At 70.4% G+C, this 17,079-nt stretch carries 11 protein-coding genes; 7 read left to right on the plus strand and 4 right to left on the minus strand.

Features of this window, described 5'->3' with window-relative positions; translation table 11 throughout:
* Positions 1–127 precede the first annotated feature (127 nt).
* On the minus strand, positions 128–1,162 hold the full coding sequence (locus TNCT1_RS31810) for a LacI family DNA-binding transcriptional regulator (RefSeq protein ID WP_143639062.1): 1,035 nt from the start codon (positions 1,160–1,162) through the stop codon (positions 128–130).
* Positions 1,163–1,610: 448 nt separating this feature from the next.
* Here TNCT1_RS31810 and TNCT1_RS31815 point away from each other — a divergent pair, with 448 nt between their 5' ends.
* From TNCT1_RS31815 to TNCT1_RS31845, 7 genes are all read left to right on the plus strand, one after another.
* Complete coding sequence (locus TNCT1_RS31815; RefSeq protein WP_143639064.1) at positions 1,611–2,882, plus strand: extracellular solute-binding protein; 1,272 nt, start codon at positions 1,611–1,613, stop codon at positions 2,880–2,882.
* Between the two features lie 102 nt (positions 2,883–2,984).
* A complete protein-coding gene (locus TNCT1_RS31820; RefSeq protein ID WP_143639066.1) occupies positions 2,985–3,989 on the plus strand; it encodes a carbohydrate ABC transporter permease in 1,005 nt (334 codons plus the stop codon).
* Between the two features lie 13 nt (positions 3,990–4,002).
* Positions 4,003–4,923, plus strand: coding sequence for a sugar ABC transporter permease (locus tag TNCT1_RS31825; RefSeq protein WP_143639068.1), 921 nt, complete (start codon positions 4,003–4,005; stop codon positions 4,921–4,923).
* Between the two features lie 191 nt (positions 4,924–5,114).
* On the plus strand, positions 5,115–6,800 hold the full coding sequence (locus tag TNCT1_RS31830) for a glycoside hydrolase family 13 protein (RefSeq protein WP_143639070.1): 1,686 nt from the start codon (positions 5,115–5,117) through the stop codon (positions 6,798–6,800).
* Positions 6,801–6,954: 154 nt separating this feature from the next.
* The gene (locus tag TNCT1_RS31835; protein ID WP_174266520.1) at positions 6,955–8,328 is read left to right on the plus strand and encodes an alpha-amylase family protein; all 1,374 of its coding nucleotides are present in this window, start codon (positions 6,955–6,957) and stop codon (positions 8,326–8,328) included.
* 191 nt (positions 8,329–8,519) lie between these two features.
* A complete protein-coding gene (gene pulA / locus TNCT1_RS31840) occupies positions 8,520–13,925 on the plus strand; it encodes a pullulanase-type alpha-1,6-glucosidase (RefSeq protein WP_143639072.1) in 5,406 nt (1,801 codons plus the stop codon).
* 31 nt (positions 13,926–13,956) lie between these two features.
* Positions 13,957–14,319 (plus strand): 5-carboxymethyl-2-hydroxymuconate Delta-isomerase, encoded by a 363-nt coding sequence (locus TNCT1_RS31845; RefSeq protein WP_143639074.1) that lies wholly within the window; start codon positions 13,957–13,959, stop codon positions 14,317–14,319.
* Between the two features lie 38 nt (positions 14,320–14,357).
* Here TNCT1_RS31845 and TNCT1_RS31850 read toward each other — a convergent pair whose 3' ends face one another.
* The 3 genes from TNCT1_RS31850 to TNCT1_RS31860 are packed head-to-tail and all read right to left on the minus strand — an operon-like array spanning position 14,358 to position 17,029.
* The gene (locus tag TNCT1_RS31850) at positions 14,358–15,047 is read right to left on the minus strand and encodes a TetR/AcrR family transcriptional regulator (RefSeq protein ID WP_143639076.1); all 690 of its coding nucleotides are present in this window, start codon (positions 15,045–15,047) and stop codon (positions 14,358–14,360) included.
* Between the two features lie 36 nt (positions 15,048–15,083).
* Positions 15,084–16,133 carry a PDR/VanB family oxidoreductase gene (locus tag TNCT1_RS31855; protein WP_143639078.1) on the minus strand — a complete coding sequence of 350 codons (1,050 nt, stop codon included), beginning with the start codon at positions 16,131–16,133 and terminating at the stop codon, positions 15,084–15,086.
* Positions 16,133–17,029 (minus strand): metal-dependent hydrolase, encoded by an 897-nt coding sequence (locus TNCT1_RS31860; RefSeq protein WP_143639080.1) that lies wholly within the window; start codon positions 17,027–17,029, stop codon positions 16,133–16,135. The genes TNCT1_RS31855 and TNCT1_RS31860 overlap by 1 nt, the downstream gene beginning before the upstream one ends.
* Between the last annotated feature and the right edge of the window lie 50 nt (positions 17,030–17,079).

A 17,079-nucleotide genomic window follows, 5' to 3' on the forward strand; every position in this document is an offset into this window, starting at 1 on the left:
ACAGAGTCTGCCAGAAAAGACTTCTCCGACAGATCATCCCAAGCCCGGTTCCGGGCCGCACCTCCTGCGGCGCGTCCGGGACCCCGGCGGCGGCCCGGACCCGGCCGCCGCGCGTGCCCGTGCCGGCTCAGCCGCGGACGCGGTCCCCCGGCGCGGAGGCGGTCGAGCCGCGCACCACCAGCTCGGGCATGAAAACGAACTCGCTGTGCGGCGCGGGCGTCCCGCCGATGTCCTCCAGCAGCGTGCGCACCGCCGCCTGCCCCATCGCCGGGACCGGCTTGCGGACCGTGGTCAGCGGCGGGTCGGTGAACGCGATCAGCGGGGAATCGTCGAAGCCGACCACCGAGACGTCCCTCGGCACCTCCAGACCGAGCTGCCGGGCGGCCCGTATCGCGCCGAGCGCCATCATGTCGCTCGCGCAGACCACCGCCGTGCAGTCCCGCCCGATCAGCGCGGTCGCGGCCGCCTGACCGCCCTCCAGGGTGTACAGCGAGTGCTGGATCAGCTCGGTCTCCACCGTCTGCGCGGCGAGCCCTAGCTGCTCCTGCACCGCCCGCACGAAGCCCTCGATCTTGCGCTGCACCGGCACGAACCGCTTCGGGCCGAGCGCCAGCCCGATCCGGGTGTGGCCCAGCGACGCCAGGTGCGTCACCGCCAGCGACATCGCGGCCCGGTCGTCCGGCGAGATGAACGGCGCCTGCACCTTCGGCGAGAACCCGTCCACCAGTACGAACGGCACGGCCTGCGCCCGCAGCCGCTCGTAGCGCTGCATGTCGGCGGTGGTGTCCGCGTGCAGCCCCGAGACGTAGATGATCCCCGCCACCCCGCGGTCCACCAGCATCTCGGTCAGCTCGTCCTCCGTCGACCCGCCCGGGGTCTGGGTGGCGAGCACCGGGGTGTAGCCCTGCCGGGTCAGCGCCTGGCCGATGACCTGGGCCAGGGCCGGGAATATCGGGTTCTCCAGCTCGGGGGTGATCAGCCCCACGAGCCCTTCGCTGCGCTGCCGCAGCCGCACCGGACGCTCGTAGCCGAGCACGTCCAGCGCGGCCAGCACGGACTGGCGGGTGGTGGCCGCGACGCCGGGCTTGCCGTTGAGAACGCGGCTGACGGTCGCTTCGCTCACCCCCGCCTGCGCAGCGATGTCCGCAAGCCGTGTGGTCACGGCACCGGACTGTACCGGCCGGACTCCCCCTTGCCCACCGACGGGACGCCGTGCGCGGGCGGCTGAACGGCCTGCCGTGGAATGCTGCGTCATCGCGCTCCTCGTCCTTCGCGGTCCCTTGTGAGGTCCTTGTCGAGCCGGTGTCCGCTCGCAAGGGGATGATCCCGGCGGCGAAGGCGGATGGCAAGGCCTTGCAGAGTCTTGCACAAGTGTCCGTCAACCCGTGTACCCGCGACATCTCTGGGTTTCGACGGGGTCTACCGCAGGTCACGGCGAGGTAACCCCCGTGTTCTCTTGCACTTTTTTGCTGCAAGGTCTTTCGCACGGCTTACATCGCTGTTACGTTCCTGGTCGCCCGGCCGCGGCAACGGCGCAGTCGGCAAGACAGCAGGGCCGGCGGACGGGACCGCCCCTGCATCACACGGGCTTTAACCCTCAAGGAGAACTCATGCGGCGTGGCATAGCGGCCTCCGCGCTGGTGGCGTCCTTCGCCCTGGCGGCGACGGCGTGCGGCGGTGGCGACAGCGACAGCAAGTCGGACGGCCCGGTCACCATCACCTGGTGGGACACCTCCAACGCCACCAACGAGGCGCCGACGTACAAGGCCTTGGTGCAGCAGTTCGAGGCTGCCAACAAGGACGTCAAGGTCAAGTACGTCAACGTGCCCTTCGACCAGGCGCAGAACAAGTTCGACACCGCCGCCGGCTCCAAGGGCGCCCCGGACGTGCTGCGCTCCGAGGTCGGCTGGACCCCGGCCTTCGCCAAGAAGGGCTACTTCCTGGCGCTGGACGGCACCGACGCCCTCGCCGACCAGGCGAAGTTCGAGCCGAACCTGATCAAGCAGGCCCAGTACGAGGGCAAGACCTACGGCGCGCCGCTGGTCACCGACACCCTCGCCCTGGTCTACAACAAGGCCCTGTTCAAGAAGGCCGGCATCACCGAGGCCCCCAAGACCTGGGACGAGCTGAAGTCCGACGCCGCCAAGGTCCAGGCCAAGGCCGGCGTGCCCGGCTACTGGGGCTCCACCCAGGCCTACTACGCCCAGTCCTTCCTGTACGGCGAGGGCACCGACACCGTCGACGCCGCCGCCAAGAAGGTCACCGTGAACTCGGCGGCCGCCAAGAAGGCCTACGGCACCTGGCTGAGCCTGTTCTCCGGCAAGGGCCTGCACAAGGCCGACACCACCGCCGACGCCTACGCCCACATCCAGGACGCGTTCGTCAACGGCAAGGTCGCCGCGATCATCCAGGGTCCCTGGGAGATCACGAACTTCTACAAGGGCAGCGCCTTCAAGGACAAGAACAACCTCGGCATCGCCACCGTCCCGGCCGGCTCGGCCGGCAAGGCGGGCGCCCCGACCGGCGGTCACAACCTCTCGGTCTACGCCGGCTCCGACAAGGCCCACCAGGCCGCGGCGCTGAAGTTCGTGAAGTTCATGACCTCGGCGAAGTCGCAGGAGACCATCGCCCTGAAGAACTCCACCCTGCCGACCCGCGGCGACGCCTACACCGACGCGGTCAAGGCCGACCCCGGCATCGCCGGCTACCAGGGCGTCCTCTCCGCCGCCCAGCCGCGCCCGGCGCTGCCCGAGTACAGCTCCCTGTGGGGTCCGCTGGACACCGAGCTGCCCAAGATCGCGGGTGGCAAGGAGCCGCTGGACAAGGGCCTGAGCAACGCCGAGCTGGCCATCGCCAAGCTGGTGCCCGACTTCAGCAAGTGAGCCCGTGTGGCCGCCGGATCCTCTCCTTGAAGGGGGGGAAGGATCCGGCGGCCACCGCCCTGTGCCCGGCCCACCCCTTGATCTTCCAGAAGGTGTCGAACCATGACAGTCGCCATCGACCGCGCGACCGGCAAGCGCCGCGGTGAACGCGCGCCTCGGCCCGGGCTGGGCCGGCGCTTCAAGAACGGCTACCAGCGTCACTGGTACGCCTACGCGATGATCGCCCCGGTGGTCGTCGTGCTCGGCGTACTGGTGCTCTACCCCCTGGTGTACGGCCTGTACCTGACGCTCACCGACGCCAACAGCCTGAACACCGCCCGCACCATCGGCGTCAACCACATCGACGCCACCTACAAGTTCATCGGGCTCGACAACTACAAGGACATCCTGTTCGGCCCGACGTCGTACGACCGCTTCTGGTCGCACTTCGTCTGGACGATCGTCTGGACCGCCCTGTGCGTCGCGCTCCACTACTGCATCGGCCTCGGCCTCGCCCTGCTGCTCAACCAGAAGCTGCGCGGCCGCACCTTCTACCGGCTGATGCTGGTCCTGCCGTGGGCCGTGCCCACCTTCGTCACCGTCTTCGGCTGGCGCTTCATGCTCGCCGACGGAGGCGTCATCAACACGGCGCTCGACGCGCTGCACCTGCCGGCCCCGCTGTGGCTCGAGGACACCTTCTGGCAGCGGTTCGCCGCCGTCATGGTGAACACGTGGTGCGGTGTGCCCTTCATGATGGTCTCCCTGCTCGGCGGCCTGCAGTCCATCGACTCCTCGCTCTACGAGGCGGCCGAGATGGACGGCGCGAACGCCTGGCAGCGCTTCCGCTACGTCACCCTGCCGGGGCTGAGGTCCGTCAGCTCCACCGTGGTCCTGCTCGGCATCATCTGGACGTTCAACCAGTTCGCGGTGATCTTCCTGCTGTTCGGCAACACCGCCCCCGACGCGCAGATCCTCGTCACCTGGGCCTACTACCTGGGCTTCGGACAGCAGCCGCGTGACTTCGCGCAGTCGGCCGCCTACGGCATCCTGCTGCTGGCCATCCTGATCGTCTTCACCTCGTTCTACCGCCGCTGGCTGAACCGCAACGAGCAGCAGCTCGCGATCTGAGGCAGGAGTCCCCATGAGCACCACGACACCTCCCGAGGCCACCGCGCAGAAGCCGGTGACCCCCCAGGTCCTCGAGGCCCTGAACCGCGGCCCGGCGCCCCGCCGGGGCAGGCGCGGCCTCCTCGCCTCCCTCGCCTCCCACGGCATCCTCATCGTCGCGAGCCTGATCGCGCTCTTCCCGATCGCCTGGCTGGTCTTCCTGTCGCTGGGCCCGGACAAGGACGACTACCTGCACCCGGGCGGCATCTGGCACAAGATGACGTTCAGCAACTACTCGTTCGTCCTGCAGCACACCGGCTTCTTCGACTGGATGAAGAGCTCGCTGATCGTCTCGCTGGGCACCACCGTCATCGGCGTCATGGTGGCCGCGACCACCGGCTACGCCGTCTCCCGGATGCGCTTCCCCGGCTACAGGAAGCTCATGTGGGTGCTGCTGGTCACCCAGATGTTCCCGATCGCCGTGCTCATCGTGCCGATGTACCAGATCCTGTCGGACCTGCAGCTCATCGACAGCTACCTCGGCCTGATCCTGGTCTACTGCTCGACCGCGGTGCCCTACAGCGCCTGGCTGCTCAAGGGCTACTTCGACACGATCCCGTTCGAGATCGACGAGGCGGGACGGGTCGACGGCCTCACCCCGTTCGGCACCTTCTTCCGGCTGATCCTGCCGCTCGCCAAGCCGGGCCTGGCGGTCGCCGCCTTCTACAACTTCATCACCGCGTTCGGCGAGGTCGCCTTCGCCTCGACGTTCATGCTCGACGACAGCAAGTACACCTTCGCCGTCGGCCTGCAGAGCTTCGTCAGCGAGCACGACGCCCAGCGCAACCTGATGGCGGCCACCGCCGTGCTGGTCGCGATACCCGTGTCCGCGTTCTTCTACCTCGTGCAGAAGAACCTCGTCACGGGCCTCACCGCCGGCGGCACCAAGGGCTGACGCCCGCCGGAGAAAAGCTCCCGCGCGCCGCAGTGCGCGCGGGTAGGCGGCCGCGGTGTCCATCCGACCCCGCCGGCACCGCGGCCGCCTCGCAGAGCACCGGTCCCGCCGCCGTACGCACGCCCCTCACCGACCCTTCCCCCGCGCCCGGCCCCGCCCTGGCAGGGGACCCCCACCGCATCAAGGACGCCATGAGCCAGCAGAATTCTGCAGCCCCGGCCACCGACTCCGCCGTCGCCACCGTCGCCGCCAGCCGTGACTGGTGGCGGGACGCGGTCATCTACCAGGTCTACCCGCGCAGCTTCGCCGACAGCAACGGCGACGGCATGGGCGACCTGGAAGGCGTGCGCTCCCGCCTCCCGTACCTGCGCGACCTCGGCGTCGACGCCGTGTGGCTCAGCCCCTTCTACGCCTCCCCGCAGGCGGACGCCGGCTACGACGTCGCGGACTACCGCGCCGTCGACCCCATGTTCGGCAACCTGCTCGACGCCGACGCCCTGATCCGCGACGCCCACCGGCTGGGCCTGCGGGTCATCGTCGACCTGGTCCCCAACCACTCCTCCGACCAGCACGAGTGGTTCAAGCGCGCCCTCGCCGAGGGCCCCGGCTCCCCGCTGCGCGAGCGCTACCACTTCCGCCCCGGCAAGGGGAAGGACGGCGAGCTGCCGCCCAACGACTGGGAGTCCATCTTCGGCGGCCCGGCGTGGACCCGGGTGACCGAGCCGGACGGCACCCCCGGCGAGTGGTACCTCCACCTGTTCGCCCCCGAGCAGCCCGACTTCAACTGGGAGCACCCGGCCGTCGGCGACGAGTTCCGCTCCATCCTGCGCTTCTGGCTGGACATGGGCGTGGACGGCTTCCGCATCGACGTCGCCCACGGTCTGGTGAAGGCCGAGGGCCTGCCCGACCTCGGCTCCCACGACCAGCTCAAGCTGCTGGGCAACGATGTCATGCCGTTCTTCGACCAGGACGGCGTGCACGAGGTCTACCGGCAGTGGCGCACCGTGCTCGACGAATATGCCGGCGAGCGCATTTTCGTCGCCGAGGCGTGGACCCCGACCGTCGAGCGCACCGCCAACTACGTCCGCCCGGACGAGCTGCACCAGGCCTTCAACTTCCAGTACCTGGGCACCGAGTGGGACGCGGCGGAGCTGCGCGCGGTGATCGACCGCACCCTGGAGGCGATGCGCCCGGTCGGCGCCCCCGCCACCTGGGTCCTGTCCAACCACGACGTCACCCGGCACGCCACCCGCTTCGCCAATCCGCCCGGCCTCGGCACCCAGATCCGCACCGCCGGCGACCGCGAGCTGGGCCTGCGCCGGGCCCGCGCGGCCTCCCTGCTGATGCTCGCCCTGCCCGGCTCGGCCTACGTCTACCAGGGCGAGGAACTGGGTCTGCCGGACGTGGTGGACCTGCCCGACGAGGTGCGCCAGGACCCGGCGTACTTCCGGGGCGCCGGCCAGGACGGCTTCCGCGACGGCTGCCGGGTGCCGATCCCGTGGACCCGCGAGGGCTCCAGTTACGGCTTCGGCGACGGCGGGAGCTGGCTGCCGCAGCCGGCGAGCTGGGCCGAGCTGAGCGTCGAGGCGCAGACCGGCGTGGCCGGGTCGACGCTGGAGCTGTACCGCTCCGCGCTGAGCCTGCGCCGCTCCCACCCCGGTCTGGGCGCGGGCGAGTCGGTGGAGTGGCTGCGGGCGCCGGAGGGCGTGGTGGCCTTCCGTCGCGGCGAGTTCGTGTGCGTCGCCAACACCACCGGCGAGTCGGTCACCGTGCCCGCGTACGGCCGGGTCCTGCTCGCCAGCGCGGAGGTGACCGAGGCGGACGGCGAGGCGAAGGTGCCGGCGGACGCCACCGTCTGGTGGACCGCGGCGGACTGACGCCCCCTCTGAAATTTCTTGCATCAACTTCACACCGGCCCGCTGCCTTTCAGGCAGCGGGCCTTTAACATCTGCGTCACCGCAAGTTTGCTGAAACCTTGCAGCAAGCGCCTTCAGCGGTACCCCACACCCTTCGATGAAGAAGGAACCCCACATGGCACGCAGAATCCTCGCCGGGGCGGTCGCCCTCACGGCAGCCGCCTTTGTCATGGCCCCGACGAACGTGCAGGCCTCCCCGCCCGGCACGAAGGACGTCACCGCCGTGCTCTTCGAGTGGAACTACGCCTCGGTGGCCCGCGAGTGCACCAGCACCCTCGGCCCGGCCGGCTACGGCTACGTCCAGGTCTCCCCGCCCGCCGAGCACATACAGGGCTCGCAGTGGTGGACGTCCTACCAGCCGGTCAGCTACAAGATCGCCGGCCGCCTCGGCGACCGCACGGCCTTCCAGAACATGGTGAACACCTGCCACTCGGCGGGCGTGAAGGTCGTCGTCGACACGGTGATCAACCACATGTCCGCGGGCAGCGGCACCGGCACCGGCGGCTCGTCGTACACGAAGTACAACTACCCGGGCCTGTACTCGTCCTACGACTTCGACGACTGCACCTCCCAGGTCAGCAACTACCAGGACCGCTGGAACGTCCAGCACTGCGAACTGGTCGGCCTGGCCGACCTCGACACCGGCGAGGAGTACGTCCGCAAGACCATCGCCGGCTACCTGAACGACCTGCTCTCCCTCGGCGTCGACGGCTTCCGCATCGACGCGGCCAAGCACATCGACAGCGCCGACCTCGCCAACATCAAGTCGCGGCTGACCAACCCGGGCGCGTACTGGAAGCAGGAGGTCATCTACGGCGCGGGCGAGGCAGTCCAGCCCACCGAGTACACCGGCAACGGGGACGTCCAGGAGTTCCGCTACGCCTACGACCTCAAGCGGGTCTTCAACAACGAGAAGCTGGCCTACCTCAGCAACTACGGCGAGGGCTGGGGCTACCTGAGCAGTTCGAAGGCGGGCGTCTTCGTCGACAACCACGACACCGAGCGCAACGGCTCCACCCTCAACTACAAGAGCGGCGCCAACTACACCCTGGCCAACGTCTTCATGCTGGCCTGGCCCTACGGCGCGCCGGACATCAACTCCGGCTACGAGTGGTCCGACGCGGACGCCGGCCCGCCCAACGGCGGCCAGATGAACGCCTGCTGGCAGGACGGCTGGAAGTGCCAGCACAAGTGGCCCGAGATCATCGGCATGGTCGGCTTCCGCAACGCCACCCGGGGCCAGGCCGTCGCCAACTGGTGGGACAACGGCAACAACGCGATCGCGTTCGGCCGGGGCAGCAAGGGCTACGTGGCCATCAACCACGAGTCCTCCTCGCTGACCCGCACCTACCAGACCTCGCTGCCCGCGGGCACGTACTGCAACGTGCAGAACAACACCACCGTGACGGTGAACTCCAGCGGCCAGTTCTCGGCCACCCTCGGCTCGAACACGGCGCTGGCCATCTACGCCGGCAAGTCGAGCTGCTGACGCGATGAGGCCCGTGCCGCCGCCCCCACGGCGGCACGGGCCAACTCGGTTGAAATTGCTTACCGATGCTTTCAAGCCTCTTGCTGCAACCCTTTCGTGGGCGGTACGGTCGCGCGGGCGCCCGGCATCGGAGCCGAGCCGCGGCGTGGGGTCGGACCCAGAAGAGCCGTAATCGCTAGGAGTTCCCGCCTGTGATACCGAGATGGCCGGCGCCCTCGAAGCGCCGCACCCCGTACCGCCGGAGGGCCGCGGTCGTGACCGCGGCCGCTCTCGCCGCAGTCCTCGTGCAGCCCGTGTCCGCCCACGCGGACACGCCGCCCGCGCCCCCCTCGGACGCCGCGCTCGCCGCCCAGCCCGCCCGGCACGACGACACGCGCGAGCAGTTCTACTTCGTCATGCCGGACCGTTTCGCCAACGGCGACACCTCCAACGACAGGGGCGGCCTGACCGGTTCGCGCCTGAGCACCGGGTACGACCCCACCGACAAGGGGTTCTACCAGGGCGGTGACCTCAAGGGCCTGACCAAGCGGCTCGACTACATCAAGGGGCTGGGCACCACCGCCATCTGGATGGCGCCCATCTTCAAGAACCGCCCCGTCCAGGGCACCGGTGACAACGCCTCGGCGGGCTACCACGGTTACTGGATCACCGACTTCACCCAGGTCGACCCGCACTTCGGGACCAACGCGGACCTGTCCGCCCTCATCGCCAAGGCGCACGCCAAGGGCATGAAGGTCTTCTTCGACGTCATCACCAACCACACCGCCGACGTCGTCGACTACCAGGAGAAGTCCTACGGCTACCTGTCCAAGGGCGCCTTCCCGTACCTGACGAAGGACGGCCGGCCCTTCGACGACGCCGACTACGCCGACGGCAGGAGGAGGTTCCCGGCCACCGACGCCGGCTCCTTCCCCTACACCCCGAAGGTCACCAGCGCGAGCAAGGTCCCGGCCTGGCTCAACGACCCGACGATGTACCACAACCGGGGCGACTCGACGTACGCCGGCGAGTCCACCACCTACGGCGACTTCTCCGGCCTCGACGACCTGTGGACCGAACGTCCCGAGGTCGTGAGCGGCATGGAGAAGATCTACCAGCGGTGGGTCAGGGACTACGACATCGACGGTTTCCGCATCGACACCGTCAAGCACGTCGACATGGACTTCTGGACCCAGTGGGCGACCGCGCTGGACGCCTACGCGGCAGCGCACGGCCGGAAGAACTTCTTCATGTTCGGCGAGGTCTACTCCGCCGACACCTCCCTCACCTCCCCGTACGTCACCCAGGGCCGGCTGGACGCCACCCTCGACTTCCCCTTCCAGGACGCCGCCCGCGCCTACGCCTCCCAGGGCGGCAGCGCGCGGAAGCTGGCGGGCGTCTTCGGTGACGACTACAAGTACACGACCGACAAGGCGAACGCGTACGAGCAGGTCACCTTCCTCGGCAACCACGACATGGGCCGCATCGGGTACTTCCTGAAGCAGGACAACCCCAAGGCCACCGACGCCGAGATCCTGAAGAAGGACGAGCTCGCCAACGAGCTGATGTTCCTCAGCCGCGGCAACCCGGTCGTCTACTACGGCGACGAGCAGGGCTTCACCGGCGCCGGCGGCGACAAGGACGCCCGCCAGACGATGTTCGCCTCGAAGGTCGCCGACTACCTCGACGACGACGAGATCGGCACCGACCGCACCCACGCGAGCGACGCCTACGACACCCGCGCCCCGCTGTACCGGCAGATCGCCGCACTCGCCAAGCTCCGCAAGGCCAACCCGGCGCTCACCGACGGGGTCCAGACCGAGCGCTACGCCGCCGACGGCGCCGGGATCTACGCGTTCACCCGTACCGACGCGAAGACCGGCCAGGAGTACGTCGTCGCCCTCAACAACGCCGACGAGGCGAAGACGGCGACCTTCACCACCGGTTCGGCCGGCATGTCCTACCGCGGTGTCCACGGCGCCGACGACACCCGCGCCTCCGACGCCGACCGCCGGCTCACCGTCACCGTCCCGGCCGGCGCCGCGGTCGTCTACAAGGCCGCGGGCACCCTCGCCAAGCCCGCCACGAAGCCGGCGATCACCCTGACCGCACCGGCAGCCGGCGCGACCGGGACCGTCGAGCCGAGCGCGGACGTCGAGGGCGGCGGGCTCGACCGCGTCGTCTTCGCCGCCCAGGTCGGCAACGGCAAGTGGCGCACGCTGGGCTCCGCCGACCACGCCCCGTACAAGGTCACCCAGGTCATCGGCGACGACGTGCCGGCCGGCACCGCCCTGCGCTACAAGGCGGTCGTGATCGACTCGGCCGGACACACCGCGAGCGCCACCGCGAGCACCACCACCGGCGCCCCGGCCGCCCCCGAGGTCCCCACGGCCTCCTCCCGCGACTACGCGGTCGTCCACTACAAGCGCACCGACGGCGACTACGCCGACTGGGGCCTGTACGCCTGGGGCGACCTCGCCGACGGCGAGGCGACGAACTGGCCCGCCAGCCACCCCTTCGTCGGCCGCGACGCCTACGGCGCCTTCGCCTACGTCAAGCTCAAGCCCGGCGCCTCCAACGTCGGCTTCCTGGTCATCGACAAGGACGGCAACAAGGACGTCTCCGCCGACCGGTCCATCGACGTCACCAGGACGGGTGAGGTCTGGATCGAGCAGGGCAAGGACGGCGTGCTCACCCAGAAGCCGGACTACCCGGCCCAGGACACGAGCAAGGCGGTCGTCCACTACCACCGCGCCGACGGCGACTACGACGGCTGGGGCCTGCACGTCTGGACGGGCGCCGCGAACCCGACCGACTGGTCGAACCCCCTGAAGCCGGTGAAGACTGACGCCTATGGCGCGGTCTTCGAGGTTCCCCTCGCCGAGGGTGCCACCAGCCTCAGCTACATCATCCACAAGGGCGACGACAAGGACCTGCCCACCGACCAGTCCCTCGACCTCAAGGCCGACGGGCACGAGGTGTGGCTCTTGAACGGCCAGGAGAAGCACCTGCTGCCGCAGCCCGCGGGCAGCGCCGCCGCCCTCGACCTCACCACCTCCAAGGCGGTCTGGATCGACCGGGACACCGTCGCCTGGAACGGCGCCGAAGGCGCCGCCTCCACCCAGCTCCTGTACTCCCCGCACGGCTCCATCGCCGTCAAGGACGGCACGCTGACCAGCGACGACGAGCACTGGCTGCGTCTGACCAAGACGGCGCTCAGCGACGCCCAGAAGGCGAAGTTCCCGCACCTGAAGGACTACACCGCCTGGTCCGTCGACCCGCGTGACCGGGACCGGGTGCGCGCTGCCCTGAAGGGGCAGCTCGTGGCCTCGCAGCGGGCGGCCAACGGCGCCGTGCTGGCCGCGACCGGCGTGCAGATCGCCGGGGTGCTGGACGATCTGTACCCCGGCGCGACGAAGGCCGCCCTCGGGCCGACCTTCCGCGACGGCAGGCCGACCCTCGCCGTCTGGGCGCCGACCGCGCAGAGCGTCCACCTCGACCTCGACGGCAAGGCCGTGAAGATGCGCCGCGACGCCTCCACCGGCGTCTGGTCCGTCACCGGCCCGGCGTCCTGGAAGGGCAAGCCCTACCGGTACGTGGTGAAGGTGTGGGCGCCCAGCGTCCGCAAGCTGGTCACCAACAAGGTCACCGACCCCTACTCGGTCGCCCTCACCGCCGACTCCGAGCGCAGCCTCGTCGTCGACCTGAACGACCGCAAGCTCGCTCCGGGCGGCTGGTCGGGCCTGCACAAGCCCAAGGCCGTGCCGCTGAAGGACGCGCAGATCCAGGAGCTGCACATCCGGGACTACTCGGTCGCCGACAAGACCGTCCCGGCCGGGGACCAGGGCACCTACCTGGCCTTCACCGACAAGAACAGCGACGGCTCCAGGCACCTGCGCGCGCTCGCGAAGTCCGGCACCTCCTACGTGCACCTGCTGCCGGCCTTCGACATCGCCACCATCCCCGAGAAGAAGGCCGACCAGGCGCGCATCGACTGCGACCTGGCCTCCTACCCGGCCGACTCCGACAAGCAGCAGGAGTGCGTGGCGAAGACGGCCGCCAAGGACGCCTACAACTGGGGCTACGACCCGTACCACTACACGGTCCCCGAGGGCTCGTACGCCACCGACCCCGACGGCACCGCCCGCACCGTCCAGTTCCGCAAGATGGTCCAGGCCCTCAACCAGGACGGCCTGCGGGTCGTCATGGACGTCGTCTACAACCACACGGCCGCCAGCGGCCAGGCCGGCACCAGCGTGCTGGACCGGATCGTGCCCGGCTACTACCAGCGGCTCCTCGCCGACGGCTCGGTGGCCAACAGCACCTGCTGCGCCAACACCGCGACCGAGAACGCGATGATGGGCAAGCTGGTCGTGGACTCGATCGTCACCTGGGCCAAGGAGTACAAGGTCGACGGCTTCCGCTTCGACCTCATGGGCCACCACCCGAAGGCCAACATCCTCGCGGTCCGCAAGGCCCTCGACGCGCTCACCCTCAAGAAGGACGGCGTCGACGGCAAGAAGATCATCCTGTACGGGGAGGGCTGGAACTTCGGCGAGGTCGCGGACGACGCGCGCTTCGTGCAGGCCACGCAGAAGAACATGGCCGGCACCGGCATCGCCACCTTCTCCGACCGGGCCCGTGACGCCGTGCGCGGCGGCAGCCCCTTCGACTCCGACCCCGGCGTCCAGGGATTCGCCTCCGGGCTGTACACCGACCCCAACTCCTCCACCGCCAACGGCACCGAGGAGGAGCAGAAGGCCCGGCTGCTGCACTACCAGGACCTGATCAAGGTCGGCCTGAGCGGCAACCTCGCCGGGTACCGGTTCACCGACTCGGCCGGCAAGGAGGTCACCGGCGCCGGGGTCGACTACAACGGCGCCCCGGCCGGCTACGCGCAAGCGCCCGGCGACGCCCTCGCCTACGTGGACGCGCACGACAACGAGTCGCTGTTCGACGCCCTGACCTACAAGCTCCCCAAGGACACCTCGGCGTCCGACCGGGCCCGCATGCAGGTCCTGGCGATGGCCACGGCCGCCCTCTCGCAGGGCCCGGCGCTCTCCCAGGCGGGCACCGACCTGCTCCGCTCGAAGTCGCTGGACCGCAACTCCTTCGACAGCGGCGACTGGTTCAACGCCATCCACTGGAACTGCGCGGACGGCAACGGCTTCGGGCGCGGACTGCCCATGGCCGCCGACAACGAGTCCAAGTGGCCGTACGCCAAGCCGCTGCTCGGCACGGTGAAGGTGGGCTGCCCGCAGATCACCGGCGCCTCGGCCGCCTACCAGGACCTGCTGCGCATCCGCACCTCGGAGCAGGCCTTCTCCCTCGGCACGGCCGCGCAGGTGCAGGACCGGCTCTCCTTCCCGCTGTCGGGCAAGGACGAGACGCCCGGCGTGATCACCATGCGCCTCGGTGACCTGGTCGTCGTCTTCAACGCCACCCCCGAGCGGCAGGAGCAGCGCGTCGGCGCCCTCGCCGGCACGCACTTCCGGCTGCACCCGGTGCAGGCGAAGGGCGCCGACCCGGTGGTGAGGACCGCCTCCTACGCGACCGGATCGGGCACGTTCAGCGTCCCGGCGCGGACCGTCGCGGTGTTCAGCCGGTCGGCCCAGTAGGGTCGGCCCGACGCCGAGAACAGGAGTGCTCATGCCGCAGATCACCGTCGACTACTCCCGCACGCTGGAGGACGCCTTCGACCGACCCGGGTTCGCCCGGGCGCTGCACGAGGCGACCGTCGACATCGCGGCGGCCAAGCCGGCGGCCTGCAAGACGCAGTTCCGGCCGAGCGCGGAGACGGCGTACGGGTACGAGGACCCGGCGGAACACGGGCACGCCGTCGTGCACGTGACCATCGGGCTCCTCGCCGGCCGCAGCGAGGAGACGAAGGCGCGGCTCACCGAGGCCGTGCTGGAGCTGCTGCGCGAGCACATCGGCGAAGGGGGCCCGAGCGTGCACGGGTCCGCCGAGGTCCGCGACCTGGACGCCTCCTACCGGAAGTTCGACCGGTAAGGGTCTGGACCGGACCCGGCCCAGGAGGCCGACCCGGCCTAGGAGGCCAGGGCGACGAGCCGGCCGACGAGCTCCGCGAAGGGGCCGTCGGCCGGCTCGTTCCGCACCATCGTGCGCAGCAGCAGCGCCATGTCCTTGTCGTGGGCGGCGCTGACGGCGGCCAGCGCGGCGAAGTCGTGCACGAGCTGGACCTCCAGTTCGGCACGCGGGACACGCCGGCCGTCCAGCCAGATCAGCGCCGTCGACTCGGCGAGCGAGATCCAGCTGCGCACCACCAGTTCCAGGCGCGGGGGAGCGTCGGTGACGCCCAGGTGCGCCAGCATCTGCTCGTAGGCGGCCTGCCGCACCGAGTCGATGAGCGCGTTGGTCGTGGAGGAGCCGACCGCCGGGCCGCCGCGCATCAGCGCGGAGAAACCGGGGCCGTGCTCGTCCACGAAGTCGAAGTAGCGGCACATCACCCGTAGCAGCCGGGCCCCGAGCGGGCCCTCGTGCGGCTCGGCGAAGCGGCTCGCCAGGTCCTCCGACGCACGCTTCAACGCCGCCTCGTACAGGCTGAGTTTGCCGGGGAAGTAGTGGTAGACCAGCGGGCGCGAGATGCCCGCCGCGGACGCTATCTCGTCGATGGAGACCTCGTCGGGCGAGCGCCTGCTGAACAGCTCCAGGGCGACGCCGATCAGTTGCTGCCGTCGCTCCTCGACGCCCATCCTGCGGCGCACCCCGGTACCCATGCGAACACCTTACCGATCGAAATCGGCCGCAGGCGTTCACATGTCGAGCACCAGCCGGTCGCTCCTGGCCCGCGACACGCAGATCAGCATCGAGTCGGCACGCTCCGCGTCCGTCAGCAGTTCGTCCCGGTGGTCGACCTCGCCCTCCAGGACCCGCTGTTGACAGGTCCCGCAGAAGCCCTGCTCGCAGGAGTAGGCGGTGTCCGGCAGCTCACCGCGCACCGCGGCCAGCACCGAGGAGCCGGCCGGAACCGTCAGCGTCCGCCCGCTGCGCCGCAGCTCCAGCTCGAACCCCGCGTCCCCTGAAGCGGCGGCACGGGGGGCGAACCGCTCCAGGTGCAGCGTGGCCCCCTCGGGCAGCCGCTCCGCCACGGCCGCCATCAGCCCCTCGGGCCCGCAGCAGTACACGGCCGCGCCCTCGGGCAGCGAGGCGAACAGCGCGTCCAGATCCGGGCGGCCGTCCTCGTCCTCGGCGACGAGGGTCAGCCGGTCCCCGGCCAGTTCCCGCACCTGCTCCAGGTACGGCATCGAGGCCCGCGTGCGCCCGCAGTACAGCAGCCGCCACTCGGCGCCGTCCGGCAGGGCGCGCAGCATCGGCAGGATCGGGGTGACGCCGATGCCGCCCGCGACGAACACGTACGAGGACGCGGCGAGCAGCGGGAAACGGTTCCGGGGCCCGCGCACCTCGAGTTCCATCCCCTCGGCGAGCTGCTCGTGCACCTCCCGCGAGCCGCCCCGCCCGTCCTCCACCAGCCGGGTGGCCAGCGTGTACGAGGAGGTGTCGGCCGGGTCGTCGCACAGCGAGTACTGCCGCACCAGCCCCGAGGGCAGCACCAGGTCCAGGTGCGCGCCGGGCTCCCAGCGCGGCAGGTCGCGCCCCTCCAGGCGCAGCTGGACGACCCCGTCGGCGATCGTCTCCAGCCTGGTGAGCAGCGTCCGCCGGGTCCGGGCGCGGGGGCGGCCGGAGACCGGCGGGTCCAGGGCGGGCAGGGGCCACAGCGGCGAGGTCCGCACCCGGCGGCGCAGCGCCCGCCGGGTCAGCACGGCGGCGCCCGCGACCAGCGCGACGGTGAGCGGCCTGGGCATCACGACCCGCCCTGCTGCGCGGCCAGCGCGGCGGGGGAGACGGCCAGGTAGGCGAGGGCCTGGGCCGTGGAACCCTCCTGCGAGGGATGGTAGGAGCGGCTGAGGTAGCGCGGGACGGACCGCAGCACGGCGCCGGTGGTGGGCAGCGTGCCGCGCCGGCCGCTGCGGTGGAACTCCCCGAAGGAGGCCCTGCCGTTCGTCACGGTGGGGTCGTTCTCCATGAAGAAGCGGGCCCCGCGCTGCCAGAGAAACACCAGCGCGCCGAACGCGGCCGCCCAGGTGCGCACCCGGCGCCGGTAGCCGCCGTCGAGGTGCTGGAAGAGGTCGAAGGCCACCGAGCGGTGCTCGACCTCCTCGGCGCCGTGCCAGCGCAGCAGGTCCAGCATGGTCGGATCGGCGCCGCGCCGGTCCAGTTCACCGGCGTTGAGCACCCAGTCGCCGAGGAAGGCGGTGTAGTGCTCGATGGCCGCGATCAGCGCGACCCGCTCCAGCAGCCACCAGCGGCGGGCCCGGCCCGGCGGCAGGGTGCGGTCGCCGAGCAGCTTCTCGAAGAACCAGTCGACCTGCGCGGTGTACGGCGTCGGGTCCAGCCCCTGCTCCCTGAGGTGCGGCAGTACCCCGTCGTGGGCCTGGGAGTGCACGGCCTCCTGCCCGATGAAGCCGATGACGTCCGCCCGGAGCCGGTCGTCCCGGATCAGCGGCAGCGCCTGCTTGTACACGTGCACGAACCACCGCTCGCCGGCGGGCAGCAGCAGGTGCAGCACATTGATGGTGTGCGTGGTGAACGGGTCGCCGGGCACCCAGTGCAGCGGTGTGTCCTCCCAGGAGAAGGACACGTCGCGGGCCTTGAGCGGTATCCGCCCGTGCTCCACCGGCCGGGCCTGCTTATTGGACATGGCGTCAATGTACTGACGGGTAGGGCGTCTGAGAACCCCTCCGCACCGCC

It is taken from the genome of Streptomyces sp. 1-11 (genome assembly GCF_007176755.1).
Lineage (GTDB): Bacteria > Actinomycetota > Actinomycetes > Streptomycetales > Streptomycetaceae > Streptomyces.